The organism is Ensifer sp. 1H6 (genome assembly GCF_001976035.1).
GTDB lineage: Bacteria > Pseudomonadota > Alphaproteobacteria > Rhizobiales > Rhizobiaceae > Ensifer > Ensifer canadensis.
In genome coordinates, this window is sequence record NZ_MOAI01000007.1 from 248,933 (window position 1) to 261,229 (window position 12,297).

A 12,297-nucleotide genomic window follows, 5' to 3' on the forward strand; every position below is an offset into this window, starting at 1 on the left:
TCAGCCCTCCGCCGTCGCGGCGGCGACTAGTTCGAGAGCCCGGATCGCTTCGAGCGCCTCACGATGGATCGTCCGCTTTTCGAGCGCGTCGTACTTGCCATCCGCGCCGGCATCGATGATCGCCTTGGAGACATCCATTGTCTGCGAAAGGACGCGGTGCGCATCGAGTTCGGTAAGAGGTTTGACCCCTTCCCGCCCTGCCGAGGGCACGAGATCGAAGCCCAGCATGTGCGCCGCTTCCGAAAGGATGATCGGCGAGCCGGCGCGCATGTCCGCCTCGACGGCGATGTCGATCGGGATCATCGACTGGCCATGCTCATAGGAACCATCGGGCCGACGCTCGCCGAGCGTGGCATACTTGACGAGACTGGAGACCGCGACGCGCGTCAGCATCGCAAACGAAGTGACACCACCACCCAGGCGGTAGCAGGCATCCGTAACGCCCTTCAGGGCAAGGATCTGTTGTTCGGAAATCAGGCGCACGAAATCACCCCACTGAAAGCAAGGAAATAAAAACGGGAAAGGATTCACTGAAGTCGCGCGGGCGAACCGCTACGAATGGGACATCAGATCACGGAGGCCCACATGGATAGGCGGACGCAAAAACAGAGGCAGGGACGCGCAGGCCAGTGGCGCGCCCCTGCCAGGTGGCAAGGCCCATGGAGAGGAGGGAGGGCACTTGCGGGGAAACCTTCATTCCGCCGCCTCCATCGGGCAGGCAGCGGCTACGGACACGCCCCTCGCCGCGCAATTTGCGGCATAAAGAGCAACCGGCCCATGGTCCGTGAGAGCAATAATGATCGGCCAGTGACGGTCCGGGATTCCGGTTTTCGCCCACTTGTAAACGGCATCCTTCGACAGGTCGCCGCCCGCTTCGGTAGCGGCCTTCGAGATTGCCTCGGCGCCACCCGCGTCCTTGATGATTTGCCTAATGCTGATCGTGCTCATGCACGCATCAATAATGGATTTTAAATCCACTTACAAGGCAAGTGAAATCCAACCCGGAAAATAATTCCGAAACTATGATGGCGACCATGGCTTGGTGGAAAAGATTGGACGAGAGACGTAAGGAACTTGGCTGGAACAAGGCCGAGCTTGCCCGTCGATCAGGCATTCCCTACGACAACATCAACAAGTACCTGCGAGGCGACATTGAGCAGCCGCGAGGAGATGTGCTGGACACGCTCGCACGTACGATCAAGCGCCCCCTCCTTTGGCTTCGAGATGGCATCGAGGTGGCCCAGAGCGAACTGACATTGATGCCCGGCAGGATGGTCGCCGCCCAGGTGGTGGGCCGGGTGGAGGCTGGAGCATTTCGTGAAGTTGATGAGTTCGATCAGTCGGAGCCGGTTTTGATCTCAGTGCCACCGGATGAGCGCTTTCCTCAAGCTCGCCAAATCGTCTTCGATGTCTCCGGGGACTCAATGAACAACCTTCGGCCAAGACCCATCATGGATGGCGACCGGGTTATCGCCGTTGCATATGAAGACGTGGCAAACGAAGCAGTTCTTCGTGATGCAATGGTCGTCATAGTCGAGCGCACGCGTGACGGCGGACATACTCGCGAATGGTCAGTGAAGCAGGTTGAGATTTACGAAGGTCGCACCGAGTTTCACCCCCGTTCTACGAATCCGAAGCACAAGCCGATCGTAGTCGAACGAGACGCGGACGCCGATGACGGCACGCGGGTCGAGGTCATCGGCCTTGTTCGACGCGTCCAGAACGAATTCACCTACTAAGCGGCGAAGCTTCGCTCGACATCAAAGTCATCGCATGCGCGGCTGATTTCGCCGAGCAACCATGCCGGCGGCTTGGTGCACATGTAGGAGTTTCCGTCCGGACCGAGAAAGTTCATGATCGGATAGATCATGTAGCAATCCATCTCTCCTACAGGGGCGACCGCCGACACTTTGAACGCATAGCCAGGGAAGCGACGGACGAGGTAATCAACAAACCGCTCCTTCGCACCATGGATCTGCGCACGCTGCTCAACGGGCGGCACAATCACAAACTCCGTTACCTCATGTGGCATAGCTTCGCTCCTGACTAACTCCAATGATCTGCCCAATTCTGCAGTCGCACTGAGTGCAGCAATACGTCAGCGAGGAGAGCACCCCGCTCTCGACCAACTCGTCGACGTCGCAAGGCGCATCGTCGACTGGCGGCACCTCAACCACCCTCGAAGTCTCCCTTACGCAGTTCTCGCACCGGACATGCAGAACGAAAATTCGAGGCTGATAGCGTAGCGCGACAGACATGTTTGTTCTCCTTTGGTTCTCATAAATCCAGAGAACTCCGAGAGAGTCGAGTCGAATCAGATGACTGGAAAATAAATCCATAACTAGATTGACGTTTTCGTTAGTTGGATTTATTTTCACCTGCATCGACCCGAAATCCACAGGAGACGACCCATGCAGAACCCGCTCGGCAACACCCCGCAACAGGTAATCCACTCCATGGCCGACGCCATGCGCCTGCTCGGTGAGGGCTGCACCGAAACTGCCATGAAATTGAAAGGCTTCACGCAGCAGCAGCTCGTCAAATACGGTGACGCCGCCCGCGAACTCGCCTTTGAGCAATCCGCCCGCCACGTTCGCGTGCGCATTTCCGCCTGTCACGCGGCTTAACGCCATGAAGCCGCAATCACGCCTCGCGGGAACGCGCCCACACATGGTCCTTCCCGACGAATACCTCGATCAGCGTCGCCGCGAGATCGAGCATGCCGACCAGGCGAGCGACTTCCTTCGCGGCGTGGCCTGCGGCATCGCCTGCAGCCTCCTCACCATCGCCCTCTTCGCCCTCTGGCGCATCGTGGCCTGACCCCGAAAGGAACCCTCATGAAGAAGATCCGCGATTTCAGCCAGATCATCGGTCTGCTGGAAAACGGCCAGCTCAACCCTGCCCTGTCGGGCGAGGTCAGCGAAACCCTGAACAAGCTCTATGACATGTCGGAAGGCAGCCAGGGCGCGACGTTCAAGGGCTCCACCACCCTGAAACTCAGCTTCACCGTGAAGGACGGCATGGCGACGATCGCTGCCGACTTCTCCTCCGTCACGCCGAAGCGCCCGCGCAAGAACTCCGTTTTCTGGGTCGTCGAGGATGGCGCCCTTTCGACCGAGCACCCGCGCCAGCACGACATGTTCACGCCGCGCGCGGTCTCCTCCGAAGAGCCGACGCGCCAGAGCCAGTAAGCCTCCCCAACCTCGAACGCCACGAAAGGAAACACCGTGGAACAACTGGATAAAGGCGCGGTCGAAGCCGTCGCCAAACTTGCCAAACAGTCGGAGATGAAGGTGATCTCGATCACCCTCCCCGAGAAGATCAACGGCCTGCCGTCCGAGATCCCGGCGCTCGCCCACCCCGAAAGCGGCCGGGTGATCAGCCTTTATGATCAGCTGGCGCCGTGGCGCACCCGTCCGGAGCGCAAGGTTGGCACCGCTCGCGCCGAGACGCTGGAATCCTTCATCGATCTGATCCTGCGCCACAAGCAGGACAACAGCGTCATCTTCGCGCAGACCGATTGGCAGAAGCCGGCCCTGACGGCTGTGATCGACTACCACGACGCCAACGGCCCCGATAACGGCAAGCACCGCATTCACTATCAGTTCCCGCTGTCCGAGGAATGGAAGGCATGGCTTGCCATCAACGGCAAGAATATGGACCAGACGGCGTTCGCGGAGTTCATCGAAAATCACATTGCCGATCTGTCATCGCCTCATCACGACGAAAGCACCGACTTCGAGCGCATGTTCGGGGCCAAGGTCGGCTTTCCCAACGACATCGTCATGTTGTCGCGTGGCCTGCAGATCAACGCCGAGACCCGCGTAAAGCAGGCGGTGAGGCTTCAGACCGGCGAAACTCAAATCCTGTTCGAGGAAGACCACAAGAACGCCAGCGGCGAACCGTTGATGGTTCCGGGCGTGTTCGTCCTGCAAATCTCGCCGTTCTTCATGGGCGAGCCTACCCGCATTCCCGTCCGCCTGCGCTACCGCCTGATCAGCGGGTCGCTGACGTGGATCTGCGAGCTTTACCGGCCGGATCGCTACATCACCGACCAGGTGCGCTCTGACTTGAACCGCGCCGCTGACGAAACCAGCCTGCCGAAGTTCGAAGGCGCACCCGAGATGTCTGCCGGCTGATAGGCCGACAACAATAGGGCGGCTTCGGCCGCCCTCACCCCTTTCTCACAATTGAACCTGACCGATTGAGGATAGAGCCATGTCCGCAAGCAGCAAAGCCGTGCCCGAACGCACGAGCACATTCCCCGCAAACCTGACGCCGTCAGACGTTGACCGCATCCGCCGCATGGTGCTGGCCGGCAACTCGACCGCCGAGATCGCTGCAGCCTTCGACACGACTGAGCGACGCGCCACCGTGTTCCTGGAAGTCCGCCGTCCGCGCTGGCTGCGCAACCGCAACGAGGGCCGCATCGAGTTTCTTGCCGCCAAGACGGTCATTTATCGCTGGCGCTCGCGCAAGGACGGTGGCGCCGACGTTCGTCCCTTTTCCGTCGCGGCCATCTCCATGCACCGGGCGGCGCTGGAGAAGCGGACATGACCACCAAACTCCAAATCGTGCAGGAGACGGTCTCCGACCACATGGATCAGATGCTGGCAAACTTCAAAGCCGGCGCGAAGATCACGGTTCTCATCCGGACGCCCGGCAAAGACGAAGCCGACTTCCTGATGACGAGCGACGACCTCGACGACGTCATTGATGCCGTCCAGCGCCGAAAGGCAGCCTCCGCAGCTACACCGGCAGACGCCCCCAGCGCTCCCCAAGAAGTCCCCGGCAAACTCGAGTTTTTCGACGGCAAATTGATGCCGGTCATCGACGCCAGCCGCTACGGATGGCGGCGCTTCCGCGAGCACTACGACCGTGACGGCTACTGCGACAATCCAGGCAGGGGCTACTGAAATGGGCTGGAAAAACGTCAAAGAGCGCTACCGGATCAACCACATTGTGCAAGTTACCGAAGAAGGCATCTGCATCGGCTCACCCTACATCCACGCAATCATCGTCATCAGCATGACGGGCGAAATCGTCAAGCATGCCGACCGGACCTTGAACGCCGATCTCCAACGCTACCAGATGGAGATGCAGGCCGACCCAGGACAGCTGCGCCGAGCGGTGCAATCGGAAGATACCTTCGCAGCCTCCATCCCAGTCTTCACCTACCAGGGCGCGGAGATCATCGAAAAGCTCTGCGAAGAGCCGGGCTGGCCCAACGTCACCCACGACGGCGCTATGATGTACGAGAACACGTTCTTCGCCGAACGGGAAAAAGCACTGGAGGCCGCCAGGCACAATTGCGAGGCTGCTATCATGCTACGCAATCTTGAGGTCTCGGACAGGCAGAAGCTGATCGACAAGTCACTTGCCCGCCTCAAAGAACTTCACGCCAACGCACTGAAGCTCGGCGTTGCCATTCAGAGCACCCCAGCGACGCGCACCGTGCTGCCTTACCAGAAGCGTGTCCGCCAATGGACGGACGCCTGCTTTGGCAATGGTATCGGAGATCCTGCCGAGCGCAATTTCCGCTTTCTCGAAGAAGCTCTGGAACTCGCACAGTCCTGCGGCGCTACAGCCGACGAAGCGAGAAAGCTGATCGACTATGTGTTCAGTCGCCCGGTCGGAGATGCGCGTCAGGAAGTGGGCGGCGTCGAGTTAACCTTGGCCGCGCTCTGCAATGCGCGCGGCATCGACCTCGACGAAGCCAGAGAGGCGGAACTCATCCGCGTCTGGTCGAAGGTCGAGCAGATCCGCGCCAAGCACGAATCGAAGCCGAAAGGCGTCCGCTCGCCGCTTCCTGGAGGCGCACATGGCTGATTTGACCGCCAGCCTCCCCCTTTTCCGCGTCTTCTTTCATGGCGGAAAAACCATCGTGCTCACGGCCGGAAACTCGATGCTTGCCGAACAGAAAGCCCGCGTCGCCAACCCCGGCGGCTTCGTCAAAAAGATCAACCTCGTGAAGGATGCCAGGAAATGAGCGCAGCAATGCTTGAAGCCACCGCCATCCAGCACGCCTGGCAGGCTCTTGTGACCGACCAGGGCGAGCCCTTTGCCGCATTCGTGCGTGGCCACGTGAACCCTTTCACACTCGCCGACGACGCCGAGGAGGCCATCGTCAAAGCCTTCAACGACCTGTCGCCGGCATTCGCCGCCGATGCCCGCGAGATCATCGACGAAGCCGGCGGCGCGGTCCTCACTCAGTTCTGGCTTCGCCCGGTCGACGACGTTGAGCCCGGCGACCCGGAAGCCTTCTTTCTCGTCGCGACCGTTGACCAGCGCCGCGCCTTCCCTGTGACCGGCGTGAGGTTCCTTTGATGTCTTCTCAGCTTTACCCCTTCCGCATCCACTTCCACGATCCGGATCTTCCGCCGCTGGACATTGAGGCGCCCTGCGTTGCCGATGCCCGCAAGGTCGCAATTGAGCGTCGCAACGTCACCGAAGGCGCCATCCGCAAAGTCAAGATCATTAGGGAGAAGGCCAATGGTTGATGCCGCTATCCCCCAGTTCGCACTCTCGATCCGTCAGCCGTGGGCATGGTGCATTCTGCACGCCGGCAAGGACATCGAGAATCGCTCTTGGCGCACCCGCTTCCGTGGCTCCATCGCGCTTCATGCAGCCAAAGGCCTCACCAAAGCCGAGTTCGAAGGCTGCCTCGCCACAGTGCACGAGATCAGCGAGACGCACCCCTTTCCGCCGGGCACGACCATGCCCGCACTCGCCGAACTGCCGCGTGGCGGCATCGTCGGCGCGGTCGATATCGTCGATTGCGTCAGCCAGTCCGAAAGCCCGTGGTTTTTCGGCAACGACACCGGCGCCTATGGCTTTCGGTTGGCAAACCCTCGCCCGGTAGAGTTCATCCCGGTCAACGGTGCGCTCAGCATGTTTGACTGGCGCAAGAACCTGAAAGGCGAGCGCCGATGATCGCCACAGCCATTGCCTACTTTTTCGCGCTCATGTTCTTCGCGGCCGGCATCCTCGCCATGTTCCAGATCGGCCGAGGCAAGATCGCCGCCAATGACAAGAACGCTCACATATGGGCAGCCGTAGCCTGCATCGTGATCTCATGGTGCGCCGCCTACGTAGGGGGCATCTGATGACCGATCAGAACCGCACCAACCGGCGCCGCCGAGAGAGATACCAGAAGGCTATCCACCGGGCCGGATTCTTTCAGGCCCGCGTCAGGGCACAACTGCTCGCGCAATCGTTCGGCGTCGATCAGGCCCTGATCGACGCCCTGAATGCAATGGAACCCGTCGATCGGGACGCAAAATTGACGGTTGCGGTTTCCGGCATTGCCGAGCCCGTCCGACTTCAGCTTTCCAGAGCCAAGGGTTTTAATCTCCAGCGCCACAGCCTTGAGACCAACGGCCTGCCGGCCGCGATCGTCGCGCGCCCGTCCAAATACGGCAATCCCGTCACCGAACTGGACTTCACAGATCTGCAGTCGATATGGAGAGAGATGGGCCGCAAACCTATCGAGGGCACATGGCGGCAGCATGCCGTCCGCTGCTTTGACGCGTGGATCGGCGGCGAGATTGCTGAGATGGGCAAACCGCCAACAGCGGCGGAGATCCGGCGCGATCTGAAGGGCCAAAACCTCGCATGCTGGTGCAAGCCGGGCGAGCCATGCCACGCCGACGTACTGCTCGAAATCGCAAACAGCCCTGCACGCCAGGAGGTACAGCGGTGACCAGCCGCATCTCCCCCAAAGTGACCGAGGATGACCTGCGCGAGGCGATGGCCAATTGCGCGCTCATCATGGAGGAGGAAAGCTGGGGCGATAAGCTCTGGCCCATTTTCGAGCGATTAGAGCGCGAGCTGGAGGCGATGCGCAGCAAGACTGACAGGCTAGCCGCTGCTCGCGCCTTCAGCCGAGGATCGAAGCATCAAACGGAAGCACGATCTTAAGCATCTGATCGCGGCGCCAAGACAGCTCGCCGCCATCGCCGTAGTCGGGCCGATCAGTATCGTGCCCCAGAATTCTCCGGCGGAATTCATCATCAAAGCCAGCCTCCAGCATCCGCTTCTCATAAGCATGACGAATCGAGTAAACACGGTGGTTTGCCGATGGCAAAAGCTCGTGATCTTTCAGATAGTTCATAAGCGTCGCTGAAAGATTGGTTTCTTTGTCGAAGTAGCGCGGGAAGCCAGCTGTTGCGCACTTCATGGCCTCCAGAGAGACGCCAACCAGCGGCACATCACGGACACTGTTTTCAGTCTTCACCTTCCGGTCTGCCCGGTAGATTATCTGCAGGTAGGGCACGGGCGCGTCGAGATGGATCTGAGCGGGTGTCAGATTGCAGATCTCCGAAGGCCGGCAACCGGTCTCGATCATCGTCAGTAAGATCAGCCTGGCTTCACGGTTCAAGCTCTTGAGGCTTCCAGCCGCGAGGAAGCTCTTCTCCATGAAAGTCTGTGAAAACGGCAGCACCTTCAGCTTCAGGCTCTTAGGGTCGCTGAATGAAAGGTCGTCAAAGGGGTTCTTGATGTCGAGCGCGAGATATCGAGTGTATTCGCGAAACAGCTTGCGGATATTGCCAAAGCTGCGATTGGCCGTGTTGCCCGAAAGCTTCTTTGGGGCCGCCGCAGCCTTGCCGCCCTTCTCTGCTTCCTGTTGGGGCTTCGCGCCTTTCTTTCCGGCCGCAATCTTCTCTCGCCACCAGCGGTGATATTCAATCGCGTCGACGCGGGTGAGATCCAGGAATGTCTTGTTGCCCATCGCTTCGATGAAGCGTTCGGCTGCGGCGAGTTTCACCTTCCGCCAGGACTTCAATTGCGCCGGGCTCATTCCAACGGTTTCTTCTAATCCGATCTCGTCGACATAGAGCTTCATGACCTTGCGGACGGTTAGCTTTGGCTGCCCCTCGACACCAAGCACGGCTTCACGGTCACGCGCTGGCGCCGCCGCCGCAACGGCGAGCCGCTGCACGACTTCAGCAATCGGTGCACTGTCGGCGATATCGACGACACCTTTGTATTCAAACCCCAGCGCGACCGCCCTCGCCTTGGCGGCCTGGTATCGAGTGAGCGCGTTATCTTCCGGGTGCTCGTGACTGAGGCCCTGCCAGAACAGATCGTCGGCCCGCTCAAGCGCGTCGCGACGGAGCTGAGCCACATCCAGCGAAGAAGTTTTCAAGGAGGTTTGGATCAATCCCCGGCCGTCGATATGGGCGAAGTTCGCGGGCACGCGGCGTATGTAATGCCACTTCGAGCCTCGCGGCTTCAGATAGCGCATTGGATCGCGTGCGATGACGACGGCTGACTTTTTACGATTGCCCACGGCGTTCCTTAGGGAGGCTTTGTGGTGCAATCTGTAGTGCAGAAAAGGGGAAAACGTCAATTCCCCCCGAAGGGGAATGCCTATTTGTATGGGGAAATCAAATAGATGACCCGAAGGTCAATGGTGCGGTCGAGAAGACTCGAACTTCCACGGGTTGCCCCACAGCGACCTCAACGCTGCGCGTCTACCAATTCCGCCACGACCGCATCGTGGTAGGTGCCGAATTGCTCCGGCGGGGCTGCATGTAGCAAAAGCCTCTGGGGTGCACAAGGGCATGACGACAGAAATTTGACGGGAAAAGAAACTATTTCAACAGCCTCCCCGCGAAGCCCTGCAAACGCTGGACTCTTGTCGCGCGCCGTCCCATGTACAGGGGATCAAAACAGGAATGCAGACGGAAATGCAGCGCGAAAATCTGAGCCAGGACATGTTCGCCCCCCCGGAATCACCCCCGGTTCGCTGGCGGATCGCCCATCACCTCGTCGATTATCCACAGGCGGTTGAAACGATGGAGCGCGAAGCGGCCGCCATTGCCGCCGGCACCGCCGACGAGCTCGTCTGGCTGGTGGAACACCCGCCGCTCTATACCGCAGGCACCAGCGCCGACGCGGCAGACCTCGTGATGCCCGATCGGTTCCCAGTGTTTGCGACCGGCCGCGGCGGTGAATACACCTATCACGGCCCTGGCCAGCGGGTGGTCTATGTCATGCTGGATCTCAAGCGTCGGCGACAGGACGTGCGGGCGTTCGTCGCCGCGCTGGAAAGCGTTGTCATCTCGACGCTTGGTTCGATGAACGTCAAAGGCGAACGCCGAGAGGATCGCGTCGGCGTCTGGGTTCGCCGTCCGGAGAAACCGTCACTTCCGGACGGGTCTACGGCTGAAGACAAGATCGCGGCGATCGGCATTCGCCTGCGCCGCTGGGTGAGCTTTCACGGTTTCTCGCTCAACGTCGATCCGGATCTCGACCATTTCGGCGGCATCGTGCCCTGCGGCATCCGCGGCTACGGCGTCACCAGCCTCGTCGATCTCGGCCTGCCGGTGATGGTGCCGGATGTGGACATGCGCCTGCGCGAAGCCTTCGAAACGGTCTTCGGCCCGACCCGCAACGACCAAGCCTGAATTTGGGACTATTAGGAAGAGGGATGTTTCAGGGCGCTTCGATGAAGCGATCCCTGGCCCGTCGTTCGCGCCAGATCATGAAAAGTCCTGACACGACGATGATCGCAATCCCCAGCCATTTCGAGACCGATGGAAAATCTCCGAAGATGAGATAGCCAAGCGCTGTCGCGGTGACGATCTCGAAATAGGCAAACGGCGCCAGCAGGGAAACGGGTGCCGCCTGGAAGGCCTTGACCACCAGGAGGTGGCCATAGCCCGAAAGCGAGCCGAGGATGACGACGAGCGCCCAGCCGAGCGCGGTCTTTGGCAGAGACGGCTCGAAGTCCGCGACACCCATTTGATCGCCGATCGCAATCACCCCCACCATGAACAGCGTTCCGCCGATACCGGCAATCGTCTGCATCGTCAGCGGGCTGTCGGCCGTTCCGACGGCCCGGTTCAGCAGGAGATAACAGGCAAAGACCGAGGCACAGGCGACCGGCAGCAACGATGTTGCGCCGAAGACGGCGAAGCTGGGCTGAATGACGATCATTGCACCGGCAAAACCTACGGCAATTGCCAGCCAGCGGCGCCAGTCGACCTTCTCGCGCAGGATCAGCGCGGACAGGCAGGTCAGGATGAACGGCTCGACGAAATAGATCGCGAACACATCGGCGAGCGGCATGTATTTCACCGAAATGAAGAAGAACAAGGCCGCCGCCGCCAGAAGAACGCCGCGCAGCAGGTTGAGCCAGAGCCTTTTCGGGCGCAGCGCCCGCAGACCACCAACGGTAATGAGCAAGGGCAGCGTGGCGACAAGCTGGAAGAAGAATCGATAGAACGTCACCTGTGCCGGCGCCATGCCCTCGACGACAGCCATGTACTTGGCGATCACATCCATGCCTGGCAGGATGATCATGGCAAAGAGCATGATGGCGACGCCCTGCATTACCGTGTTCTGGGGATTGGCTGCTGTCGATGCAGACGCGGTCATGGGCTTGTTCCGATTGGGCTGCGCCACTTTAGAACGTTCGCAGCACTTTTCAACGCATACGGGTACGACACGGTAAGACATGTTTCATGGTCGGAGCCGCTTTTGACCGTGTTTTTGCCGCTGCGGGGTGGTCCCTGACGGGCCGAATGCCTATAAGCTCATTTCATCTTCCGCCCCGGAGGAGAAGCGCTCTTACTTCTCTGATCAGAAACCGGGACCTTTGAACGTGACCGTGGCAAAGGAGATATCCATGCGCTTGTCCACCGAAACGATGATTGCTCGCCTGCGCGACACCGGCGACGGAGATACGTTGGGCGGGCGCATCTGGCGCGCGCGCGACGCGGCCAACCTCTCGACCAAGGACCTTGCCGATCAGCTCGGCGTCAGAGTGGAAACGGTTGCCGCCTGGGAGCGCGACCGTGCGGAGCCGCGCACCACCCGCCTGTTCATGCTCGCCGCGTGCTCGGTGTTACGCCCGCCTGGCTGATCGCCGGCATGGGCCGCGCGCCGGATGATGAGACGAAGACCGTTTCGAGCGAGAGCCTTCGAGAGCAGCTGGCTCTCGTCAAGAAATTGCACGAACAGACTGGCAGGGCCATTGCCGCTCTTGAGATAGAGCTCAATCGCGTTCAACAGACTATTCGTTAGTTCATTGCCGATTCCAACGGGCGACATTGGCCGTTCTGTCGATGCCACCCGAAATCATTGTTAGTTCAAGGAGAAAATAGATGGATGTACGCGCCGCCGTCGCCGTTCAGGCCGGCAAGCCGCTGGAAGTGATGACCGTTCAGCTCGAAGGCCCGCGGGCCGGCGAGGTTCTGATCGAGGTCAAGGCGACCGGCATCTGCCACACCGACGATTTCACGCTTTCCGGCGCCGACCCCGAAGGTCTGTTCCCGGCGATCCTCGGCC

Annotated in this window: 22 protein-coding genes, 1 tRNA gene and 1 pseudogene; 18 read left to right on the forward strand and 6 right to left on the reverse strand. The window is 60.2% G+C overall.

The features are described 5' to 3' along the window. Together BKP54_RS11300 and BKP54_RS11305 are read right to left on the reverse strand one after the other, a co-directional pair. Positions 1–483: a hypothetical protein gene (locus BKP54_RS11300; protein ID WP_084814447.1), complete on the reverse strand. Its 483-nt coding sequence runs from the start codon at positions 481–483 to the stop codon at positions 1–3. Between the two features lie 210 nt (positions 484–693). Continuing rightward, positions 694–948, reverse strand: coding sequence for a hypothetical protein (locus tag BKP54_RS11305; RefSeq protein WP_084814448.1), 255 nt, complete (start codon positions 946–948; stop codon positions 694–696). Between the two features lie 77 nt (positions 949–1,025). Between BKP54_RS11305 and BKP54_RS11310 the strand changes: the two genes are divergently transcribed. Next, positions 1,026–1,739 (forward strand): XRE family transcriptional regulator, encoded by a 714-nt coding sequence (locus BKP54_RS11310; protein WP_234716945.1) that lies wholly within the window; start codon positions 1,026–1,028, stop codon positions 1,737–1,739. Here the strand turns inward: BKP54_RS11310 and BKP54_RS11315 are convergent. Further along, positions 1,736–2,032, reverse strand: coding sequence for a hypothetical protein (locus BKP54_RS11315; protein ID WP_084814449.1), 297 nt, complete (start codon positions 2,030–2,032; stop codon positions 1,736–1,738). The two genes, BKP54_RS11310 and BKP54_RS11315, sit on opposite strands and share 4 nt — an antisense overlap. Positions 2,033–2,411: 379 nt before the next feature. Between BKP54_RS11315 and BKP54_RS11325 the strand changes: the two genes are divergently transcribed. The 14 genes from BKP54_RS11325 (at position 2,412) to BKP54_RS11370 (ending at position 7,920) form a co-directional block, all read left to right on the forward strand. Next, positions 2,412–2,627 (forward strand): hypothetical protein, encoded by a 216-nt coding sequence (locus BKP54_RS11325; RefSeq protein ID WP_084814450.1) that lies wholly within the window; start codon positions 2,412–2,414, stop codon positions 2,625–2,627. A gap of 43 nt (positions 2,628–2,670) precedes the next feature. Next, a complete protein-coding gene (locus BKP54_RS35805) occupies positions 2,671–2,820 on the forward strand; it encodes a hypothetical protein (protein ID WP_158071685.1) in 150 nt (49 codons plus the stop codon). Between the two features lie 17 nt (positions 2,821–2,837). Continuing rightward, a complete protein-coding gene (locus BKP54_RS11330; RefSeq protein ID WP_084814451.1) occupies positions 2,838–3,191 on the forward strand; it encodes a hypothetical protein in 354 nt (117 codons plus the stop codon). Between the two features lie 36 nt (positions 3,192–3,227). Continuing rightward, complete coding sequence (locus BKP54_RS11335) at positions 3,228–4,139, forward strand: DUF2303 family protein (protein ID WP_084814452.1); 912 nt, start codon at positions 3,228–3,230, stop codon at positions 4,137–4,139. 79 nt (positions 4,140–4,218) lie between these two features. After that, positions 4,219–4,557 (forward strand): hypothetical protein, encoded by a 339-nt coding sequence (locus tag BKP54_RS11340; protein ID WP_084814453.1) that lies wholly within the window; start codon positions 4,219–4,221, stop codon positions 4,555–4,557. Continuing rightward, positions 4,554–4,916 carry a hypothetical protein gene (locus BKP54_RS11345; protein ID WP_084814454.1) on the forward strand — a complete coding sequence of 121 codons (363 nt, stop codon included), beginning with the start codon at positions 4,554–4,556 and terminating at the stop codon, positions 4,914–4,916. Before BKP54_RS11340 ends, BKP54_RS11345 begins: the two co-directional genes overlap by 4 nt. 1 nt (position 4,917) lies before the next feature. Beyond that, positions 4,918–5,829, forward strand: a complete 912-nt coding sequence (locus BKP54_RS36455) for a hypothetical protein (RefSeq protein ID WP_245317821.1) — start codon at positions 4,918–4,920, stop codon at positions 5,827–5,829. After that, positions 5,822–5,989, forward strand: a complete 168-nt coding sequence (locus BKP54_RS35810; RefSeq protein WP_158071686.1) for a hypothetical protein — start codon at positions 5,822–5,824, stop codon at positions 5,987–5,989. The genes BKP54_RS36455 and BKP54_RS35810 overlap by 8 nt, the downstream gene beginning before the upstream one ends. Continuing rightward, positions 5,986–6,327 carry a hypothetical protein gene (locus tag BKP54_RS11355; protein WP_128090399.1) on the forward strand — a complete coding sequence of 114 codons (342 nt, stop codon included), beginning with the start codon at positions 5,986–5,988 and terminating at the stop codon, positions 6,325–6,327. The genes BKP54_RS35810 and BKP54_RS11355 overlap by 4 nt, the downstream gene beginning before the upstream one ends. After that, positions 6,327–6,500 (forward strand): hypothetical protein, encoded by a 174-nt coding sequence (locus BKP54_RS36025; protein WP_198956829.1) that lies wholly within the window; start codon positions 6,327–6,329, stop codon positions 6,498–6,500. The genes BKP54_RS11355 and BKP54_RS36025 overlap by 1 nt, the downstream gene beginning before the upstream one ends. After that, positions 6,493–6,933, forward strand: coding sequence for an ASCH domain-containing protein (locus BKP54_RS11360; RefSeq protein ID WP_084814456.1), 441 nt, complete (start codon positions 6,493–6,495; stop codon positions 6,931–6,933). The genes BKP54_RS36025 and BKP54_RS11360 overlap by 8 nt, the downstream gene beginning before the upstream one ends. Then, the gene (locus BKP54_RS35815) at positions 6,930–7,106 is read left to right on the forward strand and encodes a hypothetical protein (RefSeq protein WP_158071687.1); all 177 of its coding nucleotides are present in this window, start codon (positions 6,930–6,932) and stop codon (positions 7,104–7,106) included. The genes BKP54_RS11360 and BKP54_RS35815 overlap by 4 nt, the downstream gene beginning before the upstream one ends. Further along, complete coding sequence (locus BKP54_RS11365; protein WP_245317822.1) at positions 7,106–7,702, forward strand: DUF4326 domain-containing protein; 597 nt, start codon at positions 7,106–7,108, stop codon at positions 7,700–7,702. Before BKP54_RS35815 ends, BKP54_RS11365 begins: the two co-directional genes overlap by 1 nt. Continuing rightward, positions 7,699–7,920, forward strand: a complete 222-nt coding sequence (locus tag BKP54_RS11370) for a hypothetical protein (protein ID WP_084814457.1) — start codon at positions 7,699–7,701, stop codon at positions 7,918–7,920. The genes BKP54_RS11365 and BKP54_RS11370 overlap by 4 nt, the downstream gene beginning before the upstream one ends. Here BKP54_RS11370 and BKP54_RS11375 read toward each other — a convergent pair. Then, a complete protein-coding gene (locus BKP54_RS11375; RefSeq protein ID WP_084814458.1) occupies positions 7,880–9,292 on the reverse strand; it encodes a DUF6538 domain-containing protein in 1,413 nt (470 codons plus the stop codon). The genes BKP54_RS11370 and BKP54_RS11375 overlap by 41 nt on opposite strands. Before the next feature lie 121 nt (positions 9,293–9,413). Beyond that, positions 9,414–9,498: transfer RNA gene (locus BKP54_RS11380), tRNA-Leu, on the reverse strand. A 194-nt stretch (positions 9,499–9,692) separates the two neighbouring features. Here BKP54_RS11380 and lipB point away from each other — a divergent pair. After that, positions 9,693–10,412 carry a lipoyl(octanoyl) transferase LipB gene (lipB, locus tag BKP54_RS11385; protein WP_038576894.1) on the forward strand — a complete coding sequence of 240 codons (720 nt, stop codon included), beginning with the start codon at positions 9,693–9,695 and terminating at the stop codon, positions 10,410–10,412. Positions 10,413–10,440: 28 nt separating this feature from the next. Here the strand turns inward: lipB and BKP54_RS11390 are convergent, their stop codons facing one another. Then, positions 10,441–11,385: a DMT family transporter gene (locus tag BKP54_RS11390; RefSeq protein WP_082523756.1), complete on the reverse strand. Its 945-nt coding sequence runs from the start codon at positions 11,383–11,385 to the stop codon at positions 10,441–10,443. A gap of 250 nt (positions 11,386–11,635) precedes the next feature. On the opposite strand from BKP54_RS11390, the pseudogene BKP54_RS37280 reads away from it, so the two are divergent. Then, positions 11,636–12,033 (forward strand): annotated as a pseudogene (locus BKP54_RS37280) (helix-turn-helix domain-containing protein). Between the two features lie 80 nt (positions 12,034–12,113). After that, a partial coding sequence (locus BKP54_RS11400) for an alcohol dehydrogenase catalytic domain-containing protein (RefSeq protein ID WP_158071688.1) occupies positions 12,114–12,297 on the forward strand: 184 nt, incomplete at its 3' end.